16 protein-coding genes and 1 tRNA gene are annotated in these 20,118 nt (G+C 63.2%); 6 read left to right on the plus strand and 11 right to left on the minus strand.

The genetic code is table 11. The features are described 5' to 3' along the window. Positions 1–387 precede the first annotated feature (387 nt). The gene (locus AR689_RS12100) at positions 388–1,746 is read left to right on the plus strand and encodes an MFS transporter (RefSeq protein ID WP_231745504.1); all 1,359 of its coding nucleotides are present in this window, start codon (positions 388–390) and stop codon (positions 1,744–1,746) included. Positions 1,747–1,852: 106 nt separating this feature from the next. After that, positions 1,853–2,344 (plus strand): pyridoxamine 5'-phosphate oxidase family protein, encoded by a 492-nt coding sequence (locus tag AR689_RS12105; RefSeq protein WP_062070474.1) that lies wholly within the window; start codon positions 1,853–1,855, stop codon positions 2,342–2,344. Between the two features lie 84 nt (positions 2,345–2,428). Here AR689_RS12105 and AR689_RS12110 read toward each other — a convergent pair whose 3' ends face one another. The 6 genes from AR689_RS12110 to AR689_RS12135 form a co-directional block, all read right to left on the minus strand. Further along, on the minus strand, positions 2,429–3,658 hold the full coding sequence (locus tag AR689_RS12110) for an amidohydrolase family protein (protein WP_062070476.1): 1,230 nt from the start codon (positions 3,656–3,658) through the stop codon (positions 2,429–2,431). Between the two features lie 23 nt (positions 3,659–3,681). Beyond that, positions 3,682–4,704, minus strand: coding sequence for an ABC transporter ATP-binding protein (locus tag AR689_RS12115; RefSeq protein WP_062070478.1), 1,023 nt, complete (start codon positions 4,702–4,704; stop codon positions 3,682–3,684). An 8-nt stretch (positions 4,705–4,712) separates the two neighbouring features. Continuing rightward, positions 4,713–5,783, minus strand: a complete 1,071-nt coding sequence (locus AR689_RS12120) for an ABC transporter ATP-binding protein (protein ID WP_062070480.1) — start codon at positions 5,781–5,783, stop codon at positions 4,713–4,715. Then, entirely contained in the window at positions 5,780–6,781 is a 1,002-nt protein-coding gene (locus AR689_RS12125; RefSeq protein WP_062070482.1) for an ABC transporter permease, read from the minus strand. Before AR689_RS12125 ends, AR689_RS12120 begins: the two co-directional genes overlap by 4 nt. A gap of 82 nt (positions 6,782–6,863) precedes the next feature. Further along, a complete protein-coding gene (locus AR689_RS12130; protein WP_062070484.1) occupies positions 6,864–8,588 on the minus strand; it encodes an ABC transporter substrate-binding protein in 1,725 nt (574 codons plus the stop codon). Positions 8,589–8,646: 58 nt separating this feature from the next. Continuing rightward, entirely contained in the window at positions 8,647–9,675 is a 1,029-nt protein-coding gene (locus AR689_RS12135; protein ID WP_231745505.1) for an ABC transporter permease, read from the minus strand. 159 nt (positions 9,676–9,834) lie between these two features. Here AR689_RS12135 and AR689_RS12140 point away from each other — a divergent pair, with 159 nt between their 5' ends. Together AR689_RS12140 and AR689_RS12145 are read left to right on the plus strand one after the other, a co-directional pair. Further along, positions 9,835–11,301, plus strand: coding sequence for a chlorohydrolase family protein (locus tag AR689_RS12140; protein WP_062070486.1), 1,467 nt, complete (start codon positions 9,835–9,837; stop codon positions 11,299–11,301). Positions 11,302–11,335: 34 nt separating this feature from the next. After that, the gene (locus AR689_RS12145; protein WP_231745506.1) at positions 11,336–12,037 is read left to right on the plus strand and encodes a GntR family transcriptional regulator; all 702 of its coding nucleotides are present in this window, start codon (positions 11,336–11,338) and stop codon (positions 12,035–12,037) included. Positions 12,038–12,112: 75 nt separating this feature from the next. Here AR689_RS12145 and AR689_RS12150 read toward each other — a convergent pair whose 3' ends face one another. The 5 genes from AR689_RS12150 to AR689_RS12170 form a co-directional block, all read right to left on the minus strand. Continuing rightward, on the minus strand, positions 12,113–13,528 hold the full coding sequence (locus AR689_RS12150) for a DUF4032 domain-containing protein (protein WP_011773665.1): 1,416 nt from the start codon (positions 13,526–13,528) through the stop codon (positions 12,113–12,115). Further along, positions 13,525–15,138, minus strand: a complete 1,614-nt coding sequence (locus AR689_RS12155; RefSeq protein WP_062070490.1) for a beta-N-acetylhexosaminidase — start codon at positions 15,136–15,138, stop codon at positions 13,525–13,527. The genes AR689_RS12150 and AR689_RS12155 overlap by 4 nt, the downstream gene beginning before the upstream one ends. A 93-nt stretch (positions 15,139–15,231) precedes the next feature. After that, a complete protein-coding gene (locus tag AR689_RS12160) occupies positions 15,232–16,314 on the minus strand; it encodes an ABC transporter ATP-binding protein (RefSeq protein ID WP_062070492.1) in 1,083 nt (360 codons plus the stop codon). Between the two features lie 203 nt (positions 16,315–16,517). Continuing rightward, positions 16,518–17,318 (minus strand): trehalose-phosphatase, encoded by an 801-nt coding sequence (gene otsB, locus AR689_RS12165; RefSeq protein ID WP_062070494.1) that lies wholly within the window; start codon positions 17,316–17,318, stop codon positions 16,518–16,520. Further along, positions 17,308–18,801, minus strand: a complete 1,494-nt coding sequence (locus AR689_RS12170) for an alpha,alpha-trehalose-phosphate synthase (UDP-forming) (protein ID WP_062070496.1) — start codon at positions 18,799–18,801, stop codon at positions 17,308–17,310. The genes otsB and AR689_RS12170 overlap by 11 nt, the downstream gene beginning before the upstream one ends. Positions 18,802–18,977: 176 nt before the next feature. On the opposite strand from AR689_RS12170, the gene AR689_RS12175 reads away from it, so the two are divergent. Together AR689_RS12175 and AR689_RS12180 are read left to right on the plus strand one after the other, a co-directional pair. Then, the gene (locus AR689_RS12175; protein ID WP_062073767.1) at positions 18,978–19,856 is read left to right on the plus strand and encodes a DsbA family protein; all 879 of its coding nucleotides are present in this window, start codon (positions 18,978–18,980) and stop codon (positions 19,854–19,856) included. A gap of 144 nt (positions 19,857–20,000) precedes the next feature. Then, a tRNA-Thr gene (locus tag AR689_RS12180) sits at positions 20,001–20,077 on the plus strand. Positions 20,078–20,118 lie beyond the last annotated feature (41 nt).

Consider the following 20,118-nt stretch of genomic DNA (forward strand, 5'->3'; position numbering starts at 1 on the left):
CGGCCCGAAGGCCGCAACGCTCGGCGCGCTCGGTCGTCCCGCCCCAGCGGCACCCCAACCTCGCAAGCTCGGTCGGGGACCCCTGCCGCCGTGGGGCCACCTTAGACGCGCGCTGCCGCGTTCCGACCCCGCGGGCCGGTGTGCAGCTGTGACGCTCTATCACGTCCCTCGGGTTTGGGCGCCACGCTCTATCACGTCCCTCGGGCTTGGGTGTGACGCTCTATCACCTGCGCTCCTCGTGCAAATCACCTCAGCACTTCTTGGTATTCCAAAAACTTGCACGCCGAAAGCTTGTCGCATTTGGGCTGCTTGTTTATCGGCATTTACATTCCGTCATTCTCACCCTAGGCTTGCTTGGTATACCAAAGTTGCTATGAGGGGAATGACGTGCGCGAGAAGCGGCAGGCTGGAGTGGGACCGAGTCCGAGGCTGATGGCGGGGTTCGTGTTGCTGGCGCTCGTCACGGTTTCCATCAATCTTCGGCCTGCCATAACAACCGTTGCCGGGGTGATGAACCAGGTGCCGGGCGTCTTCGGGTTGGATCCGTCGCTGCTTCCGTTGCTGGGAACCTTACCGGTGCTGGCTTTTGGTGTTTCGGGGCCGATTGGGCCCTGGCTGGCCCGGCGTCTTGGGACCGGCCGCGCCGTGGCCGTGGCGCTGTTGGTTCTCGCTGCTGCCCTGATTGTTCGGGCGACAGTTCCGGCACTTTTGCTTCCAGGCACGTTCTTGGCGGGCATGGCGATCATGACCGCGAGCGTCCTGGTGCCTCAGATCGTCAAGGCAAACCGCGGCACAGGCTGGTGGACAGGGTTGTGCACCATGGGATTCGGGCTCGGAGCCGCGCTTGGGGCCGGGTTGGTCCAACCACTCGAGCAAGCATTCGGCGGCAACCTTCCCTCAGCCTTGGCCGTCTGGGCCGTACCGGCGTTGCTGGGAGCGTTCCTGATCCACCGATCCGGCGAACGCCCGACGGCGGAACCCGCCACGGCGTCCAGTGCGGCTACCAGCCCGGCCGCCAGCGCTACTCCCACCATCACCGGGGCCCCTGATGCGGTCACTCCGCTCCGGAGGCAACGCACCGCGTGGGCAGTGACGGCGTTCTTTGGGCTCCAAGCCATGCTCTATTTCGCGATCACGTCCTGGCTGGCTGTCTACTTGGTATCCCGTGGACTCGCGCCCGCTGATGCTGCGGCCTTGCTTGCTTGGTTTAGCTTGGCGGGCTTGCCAGCCAGCTTGCTGGCACCTGTGCTGGCTGGCCGGCCAGGCATCTTAAAGATCATGGCGCCCGGACTTGGCTTGTCCGTGGCAGCTGCGCTGCTGGGGGTTCTGATGGCGCCGGTTGAGCTGCAGTTCCTCATGGTCGGGATTTTGGGCGTGGTCCAGAGTGCCGGATTCGGGCTGGCGATGGCGCTGGTGGTGATCCGATCAGTCGGGCCCCAGTCCGCAGGGCGGCTCTCGGCCATGAGCCAAGGATTCGGTTTCGCGTTGGCGTCCCTGGGCCCGCTGGGCGCCGGTTTGCTGCACGCCATGACCGGTGGCTGGGAAGTGACGTTCTGGATGCTCGCCGCAGAAGCCGTAGTGCTGGCAGGTGCAGGCTTCTTTGCCATCCGTGGACCCCTCGTCAGCGTGGAGGCAGTGGAGGCAGTGGAGGCAGTGGAGGCAAAAGAGGCACCAGAAGCCACAGAGGTGACGGCCCCGCCTGAGCAAGCAACCACGAACGGTTCCAAGGCCACGTCCGTTCGATAATCCGGTCATTCGAGCCCAGGGGAGGTGAGCGCCACCGCTTCCGGCTTGCCCGGAAAACGGGGGAGGGCCTGTTCGGGCAGCAACCCGGCGGCGTATCCTCGGCCATATGACCAACTCAGCAGCAACAGGTACCAATCAACCGGAAACGCCAGCTACTGAAATCCTGGACACCAACGAGTGTTGGGAGCTCCTGCGTGGGGTCTCGGTGGGCAGGCTCGCCGTGGTGGTGGACGATCACCCGGACATCTTCCCCGTGAATTACAAAGTGGACCACGGAACCATGGTGTTCCGGACCGGTGAAGGCACCAAGCTTCATGCAGCTCTGGGCGATGCTTCGGTGGCCATCGAAGCGGACGGCGTCAATGCCGATACCGGGGTGGCGTGGAGCGTGGTGGTGAAGGGCCAGGCGTCCGCTGTGAAGCTGACCCAGGACGTGCTGGATACAGTTGGCCTCCTGCTGTTCCCCTGGGAGGCGGGGCAGAAGGACCAGTTCGTCCGCATCACTCCGAGCCAAGTGACCGGGCGCCGCTTCACGGTCACGCCAGCTGTGACCTGGTGGTCGCCGTTGGATGATGCGCCCACGGCACGAGGCGAGTAGCACTTAACGCGAAAACCCGCCCTGGTTCGACGTCCTCACGCTGTACGGCGCGGAGTTCGAACAAGGGCGGGTTTCCTGCTGACGCTAGACGAGTTCCAGCTGCTCGGCCACCACCCTGCCGGCGTGGATCACAGTGCGGTCCTTGCCACGGTCCATCACCGTGGAGGCTACCGTTTCGCCGTCCACCAGGAGCAGCTCAGCGGGGTCACCGACCTCGACGCCGGGACGGTGGGCGGTGTCCTTGAGCCTGGTTGCGCCGGGGTCAAGAATGCTCGCGCCACCGATCGTGGCGATGGCCAGGCTGTGCTCAATGAGCTCGTCTTTGCGGAAGCCGTGGGTAAAGGCGAGCTGCCAGGTGCGGTCCAGCATGTCCGTGTTGCCGTAGGGGGACCAGTAGTCGCGCTGGCCGTCCTCGCCCAGGCCCAAACGAACACCGGCTTCGGTGAGCAGCGGGATGGGCAGCTGGCCTGCAGCGGAAGGAGCCACCGACGCCAGGGAGACATCGAGCTCCGCGAAGGAATCGATGAGCCTGCGGGTGGTGGCCTCGTTGACGCTGCCCAGCTGGTACGCATGGGACATGGTGACTTTGCCCTGCATGCCCAGCGCGCGGGTGCGTTCCAGCACCAAATCGGTGCTGAAGACGCCCAGCTCACCGGGCTCGTGCAGGTGGATGTCGATGGGAACCTGATATTTCTCAGCCAGCCCGAACACGATGTCCAGGTGCTTGGCCGGGTCGCGGTCCAAGGTGCAAGGATCGATCCCGCCCATCACGTTGGCACCGGCTTTCAACGCCTCCTCCATGAGTTCCACTGTCCCTTCCTCCAGCAACAGACCCGCTTGGGGGAACGCGATGATGTCCACGGAAGCTTGGCCGGCGAACTTCTCCTTGGCGGCAGCAACGGCGTCGAAACGTTCCAGCTTGCAGTCCACATCCACCTGGGCGTAGGAGCGAACGCGGGTGGTGCCCCGGGCGATCATGCGGCCCAGGGTGTCGTTCACGCGTTCCTGCAGGGGAACTTCGGCGTTCCGCCAGTTTTGACGGTCGTTCATCATCATGGTCCACACGCCGGGACCGCCGGTGTGTTCCCGGAACGGGAGGCCGATCCGGGTGGAGTCCAAGTGCACGTGGACATCCGAGAAGGAGGGGAGCAGAAGGCGCCCACGTCCTTCGACAACAGTGACGCCATCCGGGACGACGCGCGCAGGGTTGTGCGGTTCGACGGCGGTGATCTTGCCGCCTGCTTCTCCAGCGACGAGGGTGACGTCGCTGAGCGCTTGCCCCCAAGGGCGGACGGCACGGATCAGGGTATTCAATGTGTACTCCTTTGGTTGTGAATCTATTCCACACCGGCCAGGACCGTTGCGGCCATACCCGTGTGGTGGCAGGCAGGCTCAGCGGGCCGGGCGGGCGCGGGGATCTGGTTGATACAACGTTGACGCTGTTCCTCCGGGAGCGTGCCGATCAGCGGGCACCGGGTCCGGAAGACGCAGCCGCTGGGCGGATTGGCCGGTGAGGGAAGGTCTCCGCGCAGCCGGATTTTCACCTGTTCACGGGCGGCCCGGGGATCTGGAAGGGGCACTGCCGAAAGCAATGCCTTGGTGTAAGGGTGCAAGGGGTCGCTGAACAAAGCATCCCGAGGCCCCTGCTCAACGATCTTGCCCAGGTACATCACTGCCACTTCATGGGAAATGTGCCGGACCACCGAGAGGTCGTGGGCAATGAAGATGTAGGAAACGCCGGTGTCGCGCTGGATCTGCTGCAACAGGTTCACTACCTGCGCCTGCACGGAGACATCCAGGGCGGACACTGGTTCGTCGCACACAATCACCGACGGGTTCAGGGAAATCGCCCGGGCTATACCCACGCGCTGACGCTGACCCCCGGAGAACTCGTGCGGGAACCGGTTGTAGTGTTCCGGCTTGAGCCCCACCTGGTCCAGGAGTTCCTTGACCCGATTCTTGAGCCCACCCGGCGGATTGATCTTCTGCGCCACCATGGGAGCGGCGATGGCCGTACCCACCGTCTGACGCGGATTCAGCGAAGCGAAGGGATCCTGGAAAATCATCTGGACTTTACGGCGGAAGTTGTACAGATCCTTGCCGCGGAGCCCGCTGATGTCCTCGCCGTCCACCAGAATCCTTCCGCCCGTCGGGTCCATGAGGCGGGCCACCATCCGGCCGGTGGTGGACTTGCCGCACCCGGACTCACCCACGAGCCCCAAAGTCTGGCCCCGTGCGAGACTGAACGACACGCCGTCGACCGCTTTGACCGAGCGCTTAGGGGCACCCGGAAGCATGCCGCCCTTCAGCGGGAAGTGCTTTTGCAGGTTCTCCACCTGGAGAATTGGCTGATGTTCCATGGCGGGTCCTAACGCGAATTCCGGATGGTGATGATCTGCGGGCCGCTCAAGTGGCAGCGTTTGCCGTGCCCGTCCTCTACCCGCAGTTCCGGCCGCTGGCTGGCGCAGATGCCGTCTCCGGCGAGTTCGGTGTACTGGCACCGTGCGCTGAAGATGCAGCCTTTGGGCAGGTCAAGGAGCGACGGTGGCTGGCCGGGTATGGGGTTCAGCCGGGTCGACGCGCTGTTGAGCGTAGGCATCGAATTGAGCAGTCCCAGGGTGTAAGGGTGCCGGGTATCGTAGAAGATTTGGTCCACCGGCCCGGACTCAACGCACTGGCCGCCGTACATGACCAGCACGTTGTCGCAGACCTCGGCAACCACGCCGAGGTCGTGCGTGATCAGGATCAACGCCGAGTTGGTTTCTTCCTGAAGCTCGGACATCAGGTCCAGGATCTGGGCCTGGACCGTCACATCCAGTGCTGTTGTGGGTTCATCGGCAATCAGCAGTTCAGGCTCGCAGATCAGTGCCATCGCGATCATGGCACGCTGCCGCATGCCGCCGGAGAAGTGGTGCGGGTACTCGTCGTAGCGCTGCTCGGGGCTGGGGATGCCCACCCTTCCCAGCATGTCGACGGCGGCAGCCCGGGCTTGCTTTTTGCTCGCCTTGTTGTGGACCAGGTATGCCTCGGCAATCTGGTGACCCACCGTATAGAAGGGGTGCAGTGCAGAAAGGGGATCCTGGAAGATCATGCCGATGTTGCGGCCCCGGAGCGGGCGCATGGCGGACTCGGGCAGGGTGACCAGGTCCTTGCCCTGGAACATCGCCTGGCCTGTGACCTGGGCGGACGTGCCTTTGAGCAGGCCCATCAGCGCCTGGCTGGTCACGGATTTTCCCGAACCGGACTCGCCCACAATGCCAAGGGTCTGCCCCCGTTCCAGGGAGAAATCCATGCCGTTCACTGCGGAGACAACGCCGTCATCCGTAGGGAACTTCACGGTGAGGTCCCGGACCTCAAGGAACGGTGCTGTTGCTGGGCCACCTGCCGTACCGCCGGCCGGGGCGCTCGCCGTCTTGGCGGTGATATTCAACTGGGTCATTGGAGCCTCACTCGGGGATCGATGGCGGCGTAGGCGAGGTCCACCACAACGTTCGCCACGATCACGAAGAACGCGGCCAGCATGGTGATGGCCATGGTGACGGGCAGATCACCGGATATGGCGGCATGGACTGCCGTGAAGCCCAGGCCGGGTACGGAGAAGATCTGCTCGGTGAGAACCGCACCGCCAAGCAACAGGCCAATGTCCATGCCGAGCATGGTCACCACCGGTGTGATGCCGGCCCGTACGCCGTGCTTGAAGGTGACTGTCCGCGGGGCCAGACCCTTCGCGCGGGCTGTCCTGATGAAGTCCTCGCCGAACGTCTCGATCATGTTGGTCCGGGTAACGCGGATGTAGGAAGCACTGAAGAGCACAGCCAGCGCAATCCAAGGCAGCAGGTAGTTGGCCACCCATGCCCCGGGTCCTTGCGGGCCGAAGGGGCTGCTGATCTCGTTGGTGGTGAAGGGCAGCAAGTGCAGTTGGTTGACGAACAGGAGCAGCAGGAACAGGCCCGTGACGGGGATGGGCAGTGAAACGCCAACGGAGGCGGCACCCACAATGAACTTATCCACGGGCGAGCCCTTGCGGAGGGCGGCCAGAAGACCAAGCCCGACGCCGGTGATGGTCCACAGCACCAGCGCGCCGATGGCCATGGAGAAGGTGTAGGGGAGTGAGCGGCCGATGATGTCGGCTACGTTCTCATTGGTTTGGAAGGACTTTCCGAGGCACGGCCATTCGCAAAGAGTCTGTGCACCCGGGGCGCCGATCATTCGCGACGAAAAGAGCCCGCGGATGTAATCGGCGTACTGGACGAAGAAGGGCTGGTCCATGCCCAAAGCAACACGGGCCTCGGCCACGCGCTCGGGTGTGCACTCCTGACCGCAAGCAGCGGCTGCAGGATCAGAGGGGCCGAGTTGGAACAGCGTGAAGGTGATAAAGCTGACCGCGGCGAGAAGCAGGACCAACGAACCGGTCCGGCGAAGAATGAAAGTCATCATGATTGGTGGTTGCGGGCCGCCCGCTGATGCAGGCGGCCCGCTTCTCCTTCTGGACTATGCCCGAATAGTTTTCGAAGCCCGGTTATTGCTCGACGCCGACGATCGAAAGATCGATGCCGCCGAAGAAGTAGCCCACCTGGGCGTTGCGGACATTGGAACCCACCACGCTGTTGGTGTGGCTGCGGATGAGCGGGACGATCGGGTAGGTCTTCAAGGCAGAGCCGAACGCCTCGGACCACTTCTTGCCCAGTTCCTCGGAGGTGCCGTCCGTATTGCGGAGATCGAACATGGCCTTGGAAACCACGGGATCGAAGTAGCGGGACGTGTTGGAGAAGCCGTAGCTGGTGCCCTCGTTGTTCGGTCCCAGCAGGGGATCCGCGGAGGTGCGGATCGACGCCGGGTCGGCACCGCCGCACCAGCCGGAACGGCCCATGTCCGGCAGCTGCTCACTGGCCAGTACGGAGTAGTAGTTGGGTGCCGGGATCGGAACCAGCTCAACCTCGATGCCCAGGGCCTTCAGGTTCTGCTGGACTACGGTGCCGGTGTTCTTGAAGGCGTCGCGGTTGTTGGCGTACCCATAGGTGAGGGTCTTGGGGAAGTCCTTGCCTTCAAGGAGCTTTTTGGCTTCCTCCAGCTTCGGTTTACCGGTGGGATCCAGTTCCAGCTCGGTTTCCACATAGCCGCGCATTTTGGCATTGAGCGGGCTCTGGGTGATTTCGCCGAAGCGTCGTCCACCGTACTGGACCAGGATGGACTGGCGGTCCAGGGCCAAGGCGATGGCCTTGCGGACATCCGGGTCCGTGATCTTCTGGGTGTTCAGGCTCAGGACGTCGTTGCATCCCAGCAGACCCGAAGCCACCCGATCCTTCACCTGGGCGTCCGCCAGCTTGGCCGAGTCCGAGGTCTGGAGTGCGCCGTTGGAATCGAGCGTGATGGCGTTGGGGTCCGAGTCGGCGAGCAACTGCTGGCTGATAGTGGCCTGGGAGGTGGACAGCGAGAAACTGAAGGTGTCCGGAAGGGCCGAGCGGTTGGGGTCCGTGGCGGGATCCCAGTGCGGGTTGCGGACCAGCTTCAGGGACTTGCCGCGGTTGTAGGACTCCACCATGTACGGGCCGGAGGACACCGGGTGGTTGGTGTAGTCCAGCTTGGTGTCCTTGGCCTTCGGGACCGGCGCCGTATTGGAACGGGACGCCAGGGCCGGGAACTCCGCAAAGGGCTTCTTCAGATGGAAGACCACAGTGCGCTCATCGGGTGTTTCAACCGCCTTGAGCACAGCGGAAGGATCCTTGTACGGCCCCTTGTACCCGCCGGCGTCGAGCGCTGCATTCAACTCCTGCGGCGCCTGGGTGAACACATCCTGCGCGAAGGTTCGCTCCACGCCGTACTTGATGTCGGCCGAAGTGATGGGCGTTCCGTCCTCGAACTTCACGCCGTCCTTGAGCGTGAAAGTCCAGCTGAGACCGTCGTCGGAGACCTTGCCGGTGTCCGTTGCGAGGTCCGGGACCACTGTTGGCGGCTGGCCCGCCGTTTCCTTGGCCATGGTCAGGGTGCGGTAGTAGAGCTGGCCCACGTTCGCGGTCTGAACGTAATTGCTGTTTCCGGGATCCAGCGTCTGGAAATCGGACGACATCAACACGTTGATGTTGCCGCCCTTGCCGGTGAAGCCGGACTTGACCACGTTGGGGGCCAACTCCGTGACCGAACCGGCGGGCTTGGAACTGCTGGGCTGGCTTTGGCCGGCGCCGCAGCCGGTAGCGGCCATGGCGATCAACACCGAAAGTGCCAGAGCTCTTGCAGGGGTTTTCATGATGCTCCTTGTGAGGGGTGACAGGCGATGCGGGGGATGAGGGTTAGTGCGAAATTTGCTAGCGGGAGGACTTGGGGTCCAGGGCATCCCGGACGGCGTCGCCCAGAAGGTTGAAGGCCAGGACGGTGATGACGAGCATGATGCCGGGGACCGCGAGGAACCACGGATCGCTCAGGTACCAGTTGCCGGACTGGGCGGCGTTGAGCATCTGGCCCCACGACGGTGTGGGGTCCTTGACGCCGACGCCCAGGAAGGAGAGGGCTGCCTCGGCCGAGATGTTGGTGGGGATCAGCATGGTGGCGTACACCAGGACCACTCCCATGACGTTGGGGATGATCTGCCGGAAGAGAATGCTCAGGTGTGAGGCGCCGAAGGAACGGGCTGCTTCGACGAACTCGCGCTCGCGGAGGCTCAGCACCTGGCCCCGGACGATTCTGGCGAGGTACGCCCAACCGAAGAAGCCCAGGATGATCACCAGGGAGGCCATGGGCAGGAAGCTGCCTTCGCCCAGCGGCGTGTCCCTTAGCCGTGACTGCAGGATGGGTGTCAGGGAGAGCACCAGGAGAAGGTGCGGGAAGGCCAGGAACAAGTCCATGATGCGGCTGATGATGGCGTCCGTCTTACCGCCAAAGTAGCCGGCTGCCGCGCCAAGGACAGTTCCGAGGACCACTGAAACCACCGTGGAGAGCAGTGCGATGGTCAGTGACACTTGTCCGCCGTAGGCGAGCCTGGCGAACAGGTCGCGTCCCAACCCTGGCTCGACGCCCAACCAGTGCTGGGCCGAGGGATACATGTAGCCAGGGAGCGGCAGGCCGGGGGTTTGGAAGTCATCCAGAACCTCGGGACTGGTGTTGGAGGTGTAGGGGTCGTTGCCTGACATGGCGCTGAGGACGGGGGCCAGGATGGCGAACAGCAGGATGGCAACCACTACGCACAGGCTGAGGAGCGCGATCTTGCTGCGCCGGATCCTCATCCAGGCCGTGGCAAGGAGGGAACGTGCTTCGGCAGGTGCTGTGGCCTCCGGCGACGTTGCCGGAGGGAGCGGCGGGCTGCCGGTGCTTGGTTCGACGGACTGTATCTGGGTCAACGGTTCTGCTCGTTTCATGATCAGGAGCTGGCTCCGGAGTTCTTGTATACCAAAATAGACTAGAGCAGGATTGATGCGATGTAAATCACAAATAATGTACTGTTTGGAATACCAGAGAGTAATCGAGCTGTCTTTGACGGACAAGAAACAGGAGTCGCCGTGCCTACCAAGGTCACCGCCCGCTACGTGCTGGGGCATCAGAACGGCCGCCACGTTCTGCTCGAAAATGCGTGCGTGGTCTACAGCGGCCACACCATCGACTACGTAGGGCACGAGTACACCGGGCCGGTGGACGAGGAAGTCCACGCAGGCGAGGCCCTGCTGATGCCCGGCCTGATCGACCTCGACGCGTTGACGGACATAGACCACCTCATCCTGGACAGCTGGGCAGGCCCGGAGCAGGCCAAGGGCCATCAGTGGTCCGAGGACTACTTCCAGCACCGCCGCGCTGACGTCTTCACAGCCGAAGAACGCCAGGAGATCCGCGAGTACGCCCTCATCCAGCTGATACTTCACGGCATCACCACCTACATGCCCATCGCCTCGGAAGTTCACTCGGAGTGGGCCGAGCCTTTTGAGGAACTGGTGGGAATGGCCGATACCAGCCGACGCTTGGGTCTGCGCGGCTACTTGGGCCCTGCCTATAGATCCGGTGTGAACGTCGTGTTGGCGAACGGCGAACGGTCCGTAATGTTCGACGACGGCAGGGGACGTGAGGGGCTCGCTGACGCCTTGCGCTTCCTTGACCACGCAACGGAGCTGAACGATCCGCTGGTCAACGGTGTTCTGCTCCCGTGCCGGATCGAAACCTTGGACATCGAGTTGCTCAAGGCGACAGCGGCGGCTTCCAGCGAGCGGGACGTGCTGGTGCGCCTGCACTCGCTGCAGGGCCTCGTGGAGCGCGAGCTCATCCTCGACTGGCACGGACTCACGCCCTTGGAACTCCTGGACCAGGTGGGAATGCTGAACGAGCGCCTGCTCATCCCACACGCCACCTACACGGACAGGAATCCTGCTGTGTTTGGGGAGGACCGCGGCGACCTCGCCCGGTTGGCAGCAAGCGGAGCCAGCATCATCCATTGCCCGTTGACGTCCATGCGGTACGGAAGCACGCTGGATTCCTTCACTGCCTACAAGGCGGCAGGGGTCAACATTTCGCTGGGTACAGACTCCTTCCCCCCGGACCTGATCCGCGGCATGGACGCCGGTGTGCAGCTTGCCAAGATCCTCGCCGGGAGCAACGACGCCGGCGACGTCGCCGGATATGTCGACGCCGCCACCCTGGGTGGTGCGCATGCTTTGAGGCGCCCGGACCTTGGCCGGCTCCAGCCGGGCGCGCAGGCAGACATGGTGGCCTTCTCCCTGGGGGACTTCCGGGACGGAGTCCACGACGACCCGCTCCGAACCCTCTTGCTCAATGGAACCGCCCGCCAAGCCGTGCTTTCAGTGGTAGCCGGGCGGACCATCATGGCCGAAGGGCGCATCGATGGAGTGGACCTGGACTACTGGCGTGTCAAGGGACAGGAACTCTTTGACAAGATGCGCCGCGCCTACAGCGTCCGGGACAGCCGGAACCGTGCGGCGGATGAGCTGTTTCCTCCCGTGTATGCTCGGGTGGAACGCTGACCGGCGCCGTCCGCCGCAGGGAGCGGACACTGGCATGAAGGGAAGTTTGACAGTGGCTGAGGCGATGCCGGAAACCGGGAATGGCCGCGACGAGGAGGCCCGTGCGGAGAATGTCTACCAACTGGTGTTGGAAGGCATTGTCACGGGCACGTACGCGCAGGGTATGCGGTTGCGGGAACGCGAACTTTCAGAGCTCTACAACGTCTCCCGCATTCCTGTGCGCGAGGCCATCCAGCGCCTGGAACAGGACGGTTTCGTGGCAACGTTCCCCCGCCGCGGTGCGGTGGTGCGCCAGCTGACCCTCACGGATGTCAACGAGCTTTTTGATGTTCGCCTCTGCTTGGAGACGTTTGCCGCGCGCATGGCCGCCACACGTGTAGCCGAAGGCAGCGACGGCGGACGGCTGGAAGAGCTCATGGAGGCCTCCAAGGCAGCCATCGACGACGATCGGACCGAGGACGTCGCCTTGATCAGCGCCGAGCTCCACGCCGAAATCGTGCGCCTGTCCGGGAACAGGCTGTTGATTGAATCCGTGAAACCCCTGTTCGGGCGGATGCGCTGGATCTTCGGGCTGGCACACAACCGCAGCAATGAGCTCCAACGCGATGAACACACCGAGCTGTGCAATGCCATCCTGAAGGGCAAACCGGATCTGGCCTACTCCTTGGCGTACTCGCACATCGAGCTGGGCCGCGAACCTGTTCTGGCCGGGCTGGCCGAGACGCTGGAACCCTGAATAAACGGCTCGACACTAAAAAGCTCGACGTCGGCACTCGCCTGAGTGCCGACGTCGAGTTCGTTTCAACGTGCGTTAGTCGTCCGCGTCCGGGTACTCGTCCTCGTCGTCGTACCGGCCGGATTCTTCGACCTCAACCTCAAGGATCTTGAGCAGCTCCGTATCCGGGTTGAGCATGATGGCGGCCTCGTCGCGGCGGTGCTGCAGCACCGTATCCAGGTAGGACTGCACGGTCTCCGCCAAGGGGACGTACCTGTCCTGCTTCTGGCTCATGTACCAGCGGTGTTCCAGGACTTCGTGTACCACTTCCGCCGGCTCCAGTTTCCCGGCGAGGTGCCGCGGAATGGAACGCACAATGGGTTCGAAGATCTGGCTGACCCAGATGTGGGCGCTGATTTCCTCGTCCAGGTCCGGGTTGTTGTCCGCGCGGAACTGGTCCATGTCGTTGAGGAGCCTGCGGGCCTGGTTCTCCTGGGCATCCAAGCCGGTGAGGCGCAGCAATCTACGCTGGTGGTGACCGGCGTCCACCACTTTCGGCTGGAGCTGGATGGTGGAGCCGTCCGCCGTGGTCTTGATGGCATACTCTTCGACGTCGAAGCCGAGCTCGTTGAGGCGCCGGATCCGGGCAGCCACGCGCCACCTTTCACCGAGTTCGAAGGATTCCTTCTCCGTCAGCTCGGTCCAGAGCCGGCGGTAACTGTCCATGATCAGCTCACTGGTGGCTACGGGATCCACCTTCTCCTCGATGAGGCCGCCGTCCAGCAGGTCCATCAGTTCACCGGCGATGTTCACACGGGCGATTTCGAGGTCGTATTCGCGCTGGCCCATGGAGAGGTCCGGGTAGAGCTCGCCCGTTTCCGCGTCCACCAGGTAGGCGGCGAAAGCGCCCGCATCACGGCGGAACAATGTGTTGGACAGTGAAACGTCGCCCCAGTAGAAGCCCACGAGGTGCAGGCGCACCAGCAATAGGGCCTGTGCGTCAATGAGGCGGGTCAGGGTGTCCTTGCGGAGCATCTGCGAGAACAACGCACGGTAGGGCATGGAGAACTTCAGGTGTCGCGTGACCAGCACCGGATTCAACGGACGCCCGTCCGCGGTGGTACGGCCGGTGATGACGGCCACAGGCTCCACGCAGGGAACATCCAGCCGTGCGAGCTTCCGCAGCATGTGGTATTCGTGGCGGGCGACGTGCTCAGAGGTTTCCTTGATGGCTATGACTGAGCCACCCAGATGTGCGAAACGGACGATGTGCCGGGAGATACCGCGGGGCAGCGCAGCAAGGTTCTCAGCTGGCCAGTCCTCCAGTGCGATGTGCCACGGCAGGTCCAACAGCTCAGGATCGGCTGCAGCGGCGGTGATGTTCAGCGAACCGATGACACTGGCCGGCGGTGCGGTGTCCTGCGCACTCGCGGCTTCAGTGCGGGGGAGCTTGCCGATCTGCCCGTAGTCGGTGGGTTCGTCGTGCCACTGGGCTTCGTTTTGCTCGCTCATGCCTCAATTGTTCCGTACTTGGAGTCAGGTGCAGCTATCGCTGCAGCAAAGGGGTACTCCGGCTTTGCTGACCACTCGACGTCGGGTGCTTCCTGGAAGACGACGCCCTGCTTGGTGAGCCGCTCACCCAAGACGCCCAGTCGACGTCGGAAGTCTCCGGTGTTGCGGACCTCCTGGCCGGACCACGCGACTTCCGCCAAGGAAACAGCCCTCGGGTAGAGGAGCCATTGGGCCTGCTGGTTGTCCCGGACTGTCTCGGACCACAGCGCGCCCTCGACACCCAGAATGTGGTGGTCCTTCAGACCGCCTTGGGCCGGATCCCAGTTGTAGTAGTCGGCCCAGTCGAACGGCCCGCCTTCCACCCATTCGAGTCCGATGGGGCTGTCGGGCGCATATTTCTGGTCCAGGTAGGTCTTGTCTGCGGGGGACATGAGCACTTTGGCCTCATGAAGTTCCGCCTGCCGTGCTACGGCCTCGAAATCGCCGTGCCAGTACTGGATCACCGCACCCTCGGGAAGCTCGACGGCGGCGAATTCGTTCCAACCCACCACGGTCTTGCCGGTTTCTGCGCCGATCCGAACGAACTGTTGGACCATGGTCACGTAGTCGTCATGTCCGGTGACGTGGGCTTCGTCGCCGCCGATGTGCAGGTACGGTCCCACGGTGATGGCCGCAAGCTGGCCAAGGACTTCGCGGACGAACTCGTAGGTGACCGGCAGATCAGCAGTCAGGGTGGACCAGCCAACCTCGGGGGTGGTGCTCATGGGCTTCGCCTGGCCATCTGGATTGAGCTGGGGGATCGCCGCGAGGGCCGCATTGACGTGGCCCGGGAGGTCGATCTCGGGCACCATCAGCACGTTCTTGCTGGCGGCGTAGGCTTGGATGTCCCTGAAATCCTGTTGCGTGTAAAAGCCATTCCGTCCGCGGGCGGGGACCGCGGTGGGCACTTCCACGGCGCCGGTAGCGCCCAGCGCGGTCAGTTGGGTGTAGTCCAGGCCGGACGGGTTGTCCTCAGGTTGGCGGATCTCGATGCGCCACGATTGGTCATCCGTGAGGTGCAGGTGCAGGGCGTTGAGCTTGAACTGCGCCATGACGTCAATCTGCTCCTTAACCTCCTCCACGGTGAAGAAGTTGCGGGCCACGTCCAGCATGAGGCCGCGGTACGCGAACCGCGGGGCGTCCGCAACGTCGACGGCGGGAATCACCCAGGTGCCCACTGTGCCGGTGCTTGCTGTGCCGTTGCTGTCGGTGGGACGGGGACCCTCGATGGACGCGGGGAAAAGCTGCCGCAGCGTCTGCGCTCCGTTGAACAGTCCCGCTGTGGTGGACGCCGTGATCTTGACCCCATCCTCGGCGACGCTGAGCGCGTACGCTTCCGGGCCGCCGTCGAACGTTTCCACCAGCTCGAGGGAGATGTCGCCGGGAAGGCTGTCTTCCACGAGGGGCAGATCAAAACCGGTGCCGCGGCGCAGGAGCGAAGCGAGCTGTTCCGCGACGTGGGCTGCTGAGTCGCCGGCGGCGATCCGGGCGGTAGGGGAGAGTGTGAATCCCGGGCCGTCCGGGAGTTCAACGTGGGAGGGGCGGGGAATCAGGGTGTCCGTCGTGTTCATGCCATTCTTTCCAGGAGAAAGGTTAACGCGAGAGCGGCCCGACCTGGAGGGGTCGGGCCGCTATCAAAATGCGGATGTACTAGCCGGTGGGTGTTAGTCGCCCAAACGGAGACCGGTCTTCGTGTCGAACAGGTGCACGTGGCCGGACTGCGGACGAACGAAGATGGACTCACCCTTCATCGGAGGGCGGCGACCGTCGACGCGGGCCACGATGTCGTGGCTCTTGCCGTCAAGGATGGTGTGGCCGTAAACGTAAGCGTCGGCACCGAGTTCTTCAACCACGTCAACCTCAACCTGGAGGCCTTCGCCGTTGCCCACGGTCTCAAGGTCTTCCGGACGCGAACCAACCGTGACGGTCTGGCCGTGAGCCTCTTCGAGGACGTCGCGCGGCACGGGGTAAACCGTTCCGCCGAACTGGACGCCGCCGTCCACCACCGGCAGTTCAAGCAGGTTCATGGCAGGGGAGCCAATGAAGCCTGCAACGAAGACGTTCTGCGGGCGGTCGTAAAGGTTGCGCGGGGTGTCAACCTGCTGCAGCAGGCCGTCCTTCAGGACAGCAACGCGATCGCCCATGGTCATTGCCTCAACCTGGTCGTGCGTCACGTAAACCGTGGTGACGCCCAGGCGGCGGGTCAGGGATGCGATCTGCGTACGGGTCTGGACGCGGAGCTTGGCGTCAAGGTTGGAAAGCGGCTCATCCATGAGGAAGACCTGCGGGTTACGGACGATTGCACGGCCCATGGCAACACGCTGGCGCTGACCACCGGAGAGTGCCTTCGGCTTGCGGTCAAGGTAAGCCTCAAGGTCAAGGAGCTTGGCGGCTTCGCGGACACGCTCGGCGCGCTCTTCCTTGGAGACGCCGGCGATCTTCAGTGCGAATCCCATGTTGTCCGCAACGGTCATGTGCGGGTACAGGGCGTAGTTCTGGAAGACCATGGCGATGTCGCGGTCCTTCGGGGGAACGTCCGTGACGTCGCGATCGCCGATCAGGATACGGCCGGCGTTGACGTCCTCAAGGCCTGCGAGCATGCGCAAGGAGGTGGACTTGCCGCAACCGGAGGGTCCAACGAGGACCAGGAATTCGCCATCGGCGATGTCGATGTTGAGTTTATCGACGGCGGGCTTATCTGTGCCCGGGTACAGACGCGTAGCGTTATCAAAAGTAACTGTAGCCACAGTTATCAATCCCTTCACCGGCAGGTACGTGCCGGACGATCCGTTGTGAATGGTTCATTTTCTTCAGTTGAACTCCCCGGCCAATGGCCGGGGAGGATCGTGTGACGCCGCACGGTACTGTGCGTCACATCACAACCAAGAGTATGTCAGACTTTTTGACTAACTACCTAAATGTTACGAACATCACATGTTGCGCTCGTCACTCATTGAGCTGCCTCGGTGACGTGTCGCCGCTCGCGCAGCAAGGCTTCGAGCAGCTCCGACACGTGCACCGGGGCCTCCACGCGGTACTGCGCTTGGGTGAAATCCAGACCCACCTTGATGCCAACGTCATCGCCCATCAGCCGGCCCATTGCATCCTCGTCGGTGACGTCGTCACCGGCAAACAGAATGGCTGTTGCACCCGTGGCCTGGCGTAGAAACTCCACAGCCTCACCCTTGGATGCATGGACTACTGAGGTTTCCAGCACGCGCTTGCCCGTCTTCAGGTAGACGCCCGGGTGCTCGCGCAACACTCGGGTGGCGGCCTCGACGGCGTCCTCGGCAACGTCGTCGTCCGCCAGCCTGGTGTGGAGGACGACGCCGGCGGGCTTGTCTTCGAGCAACGTTCCCGGAGCGATGTTCACGATTTCCGCAAGAACCTCACGGACGGCTGCCAGTTTCGTGCGCTGCTCCTCGTCCAGTTCCAGCCCTAACGATCCCTCACCGAGCCAGGCCTCAGCTCCATGGCTACCGATCAGCAGCGTGTTCTTCGGTGGCGAGGCGACCAGCCGCAGACTGTCCAGTGCGCGGCCTGAGATGAGTGCCGTCGTCGTGCGTGGGAGTTCCGCGAGCGCCTCCAAGGCCGCGGCCGAACGTGGAAGGGGGCGTGCGTCGTCCGCGTGGTCCACCAGGGGGGAGAGGGTGCCGTCGAAGTCCAGGGCCACCAAGAGGTGCTCCGTGCTGGAAATGCGCCGGACTGCTTCCAGTAGCTCGGGCGAAAGGGATAATTTCTCAGCTGTCATCGCGCACTACCTTTTCTTCGAGGGCAGCCAGGAACTCCGCTGACCAATGATCGACGTCGTGGTCAAGGATCTGCTTGCGCATCAGCTTCATACGGCGCCGGGCTTCCTTGGGATCCAAGGTGATGGCCTTGAGGACTGTCGATTTGAGGCCATCGATGTCGTGCGGATTGATCAGGAACGCCTGCTTGAGCTGATCAGCAGCTCCGGCGAACTCGCTGAGGACCAACGCGCCGTCGTCGTTTTGTCGCGCGGTGACATATTCCTTGGCAACCAGGTTCATGCCATCGCGCAATGCTGTGACCAGCATGACGTCCGCCGCGAGGTACAAGGCAACCATTTCTTCCACCGGGTAGCTGTGGTGCAGGTAGCGGACAGCCGTGTTCTGGATGGTGTCGTAGGTGCCGTTAATATGGCCCACGGTGCCTTCGATCTCCTCGCGGAGAAGCCTGTACTGTTCAACCCGCTCCCGGCTGGGGCTGGCCACCTGGATCAGGGTGGCGTCCTCCACCTTGATGTGGCCGTCCGCCAACAGTTCCTCGAAGGCCTTGAGCCGGTGCCTGATGCCCTTGGTGTAGTCCAGGCGGTCCACGCCCAGGAGGATGGTCTTGGGATTGCCCAGGTCCTTGCGGATCTGCCGGGCGCGTTCGATGATGTCCGGCCGCGCGGCGAGCTCACGGATCTGGGCAACATCGATGGAAATCGGGAAGGCCTGGGCCCGCGCGATGTGGGTGACCTGGCCGTTGGCACCCTTGACGTGGACTTGCTGCTGCTTGACGCTTGCGCCCAGGAAGCGGCGGGCCGATCTCATGAAGTTTCCGGCGTCGCTGGGGCGCTGGAAGCCCAACAGGTCTGCGCCGAGCAAACCGTCAATGATTTCGCGACGCCAAGGGAGCTGCGCAAAGATCTCCGGCGGCGGGAACGGGATGTGGTTGAAGAAGCCAATCTTCAAGTCCGGGCGGGACTCGCGCAGAAGCCGTGGAACAAGCTGGAGCTGGTAGTCCTGGACCCACACAGTGGCGCCGTCCGCTGCATGGCGGGCGACGGCGTCGGCGAACTTCCGGTTGACCTTGCGGTAGGAATCCCACCACGTACGGTGGAACTCCGGCGGAGCGATGACGTCGTGGTAGAGCGGCCAAATGGTGGCGTTGGAGAAGCCCTCGTAGAAGAGTTCAACGTCATCACTGCTCAGCTGAACTGGCAGGAGATCCATGCCTTCGTGGCTGAACGGGCGCACAGTCTCGTCCGGGGCCCCATGCCAACCCACCCACGCGCCGTCGGACTTTGTCATCATCGGCGCGAGCGCTGTGACCAGGCCGCCGGGCGAGCGGCGCCAGCCACTTTCTTTGTTGTCATCGCTGATGCGATCCACCGGCAACCTGTTGGAGACCACCATGAAATCGAACGTGCTCGCCGTGGGCTTCTTCGTTGGAGAGGCCTTGGTGCCCTGTTCGGTACTGAGTTTGTCGCTTGCAGGATCCTGCATTAATGCTCCCTGGGGTTGCTGTGACTCAACTCCCAGCCTACTAGCGGAATCATCCCAGGCACTTGATCGTTCAACAACCGGGTCACGAGGCATGGGCAGACCTTCAAGTTTGCTCCCGTAAACTGACCCCGTTGCCCTAGCTAATGCACTTTGACGTCGAATACCCCGAGGAACTGATGAGCCCCGCAAACGAATCACGCCTGTCCAAGGCCGAAAGAACCGCCCAGGCGCGGGAGAAAGCGCGCGCAATCCGCGAAGAACAGCTGAAGAAGGAGAAGCGGAACAAGCTTCTTGTCGGCTGGGGCATCGTGGTGGCCGTGGTGGTCATCATCGCTGTGGTTGCGTATGTGGTTATTGGCAATGTGCAGAACAACGCACCTGTGGCCGATCAAGGTCCGACGCCGGCCAACGGCAACGTGCACGGCGGCATTACGCTGCTGGCCAACACCGAGGTGGTGAAATCGGAACCTGCCACCGTCAACGTGGCCGACGTCCCCGCTCCCCTTGAAACCAAGCCCGCTACGGTCACCGCGCCGGGTGCCGAGGCTGAGGCAGGCAAGCCCGTCAAGGTTGTTGCCTACATCGACTTCATTTGCCCCGTGTGCAAGCAGTTCGAGACCGCCTACGGAGAGTCCCTCACCAACCTCCGCAACGAAGGTAAGATCTCCGTCGAGTACCGAGCCCTCGGCTTCCTGGACCGCCAGTCCACCACCAACTACTCCTCACGCGCAGCCAACGCTGCCGCCTGTGTAGTGAACTCCTCGCCGGAGAAGTACGCGGAATTCTTCAACCTGCTCTTCGAGCGTCAGCCGGCTGAAGGCGGAGCGGGCATCTCCGACAACGACCTCAAGAAAATGGCTACCGAAATTGGTGCGGCCAACATTGACTCCTGCATCGACAGCAAGCAGTTCCGGCCTTGGGTAAAGGTTGCCACCCAGGAAGCTGCGGCAATCGGCGTCACGGGAACACCCACCGTGTTCATCGACGGCAAGCAGTGGGACGGCAGGTCTGACTTGAACGCCGAGATCCAGACGGCAATCACCGCCAAGGGCTAACCCTCGCGGAATGCACGACGGCGGCCGGTCACCCTTTGCGGGTGGCCGGCCGCTGCTGCTTGGCAGCGAATTTCGTTGACGGGGATGGTCTGGGCTAACCTTATCTAGCGCTCTTTCGCGCGTTGCTTTGGGTAACCGAAGCGTGCCTCCTTAGCTCAGTTGGCCAGAGCACCGCTCTTGTAAAGCGGGGGTCGTCGGTTCGAATCCGACAGGGGGCTCCACGAACCCCTCCGTACCGGCGATTTTGCCGGGATGGAGGGGT

It is taken from the genome of Arthrobacter sp. EpRS71, assembly GCF_001512285.1.
Classification (GTDB): domain Bacteria; phylum Actinomycetota; class Actinomycetes; order Actinomycetales; family Micrococcaceae; genus Arthrobacter.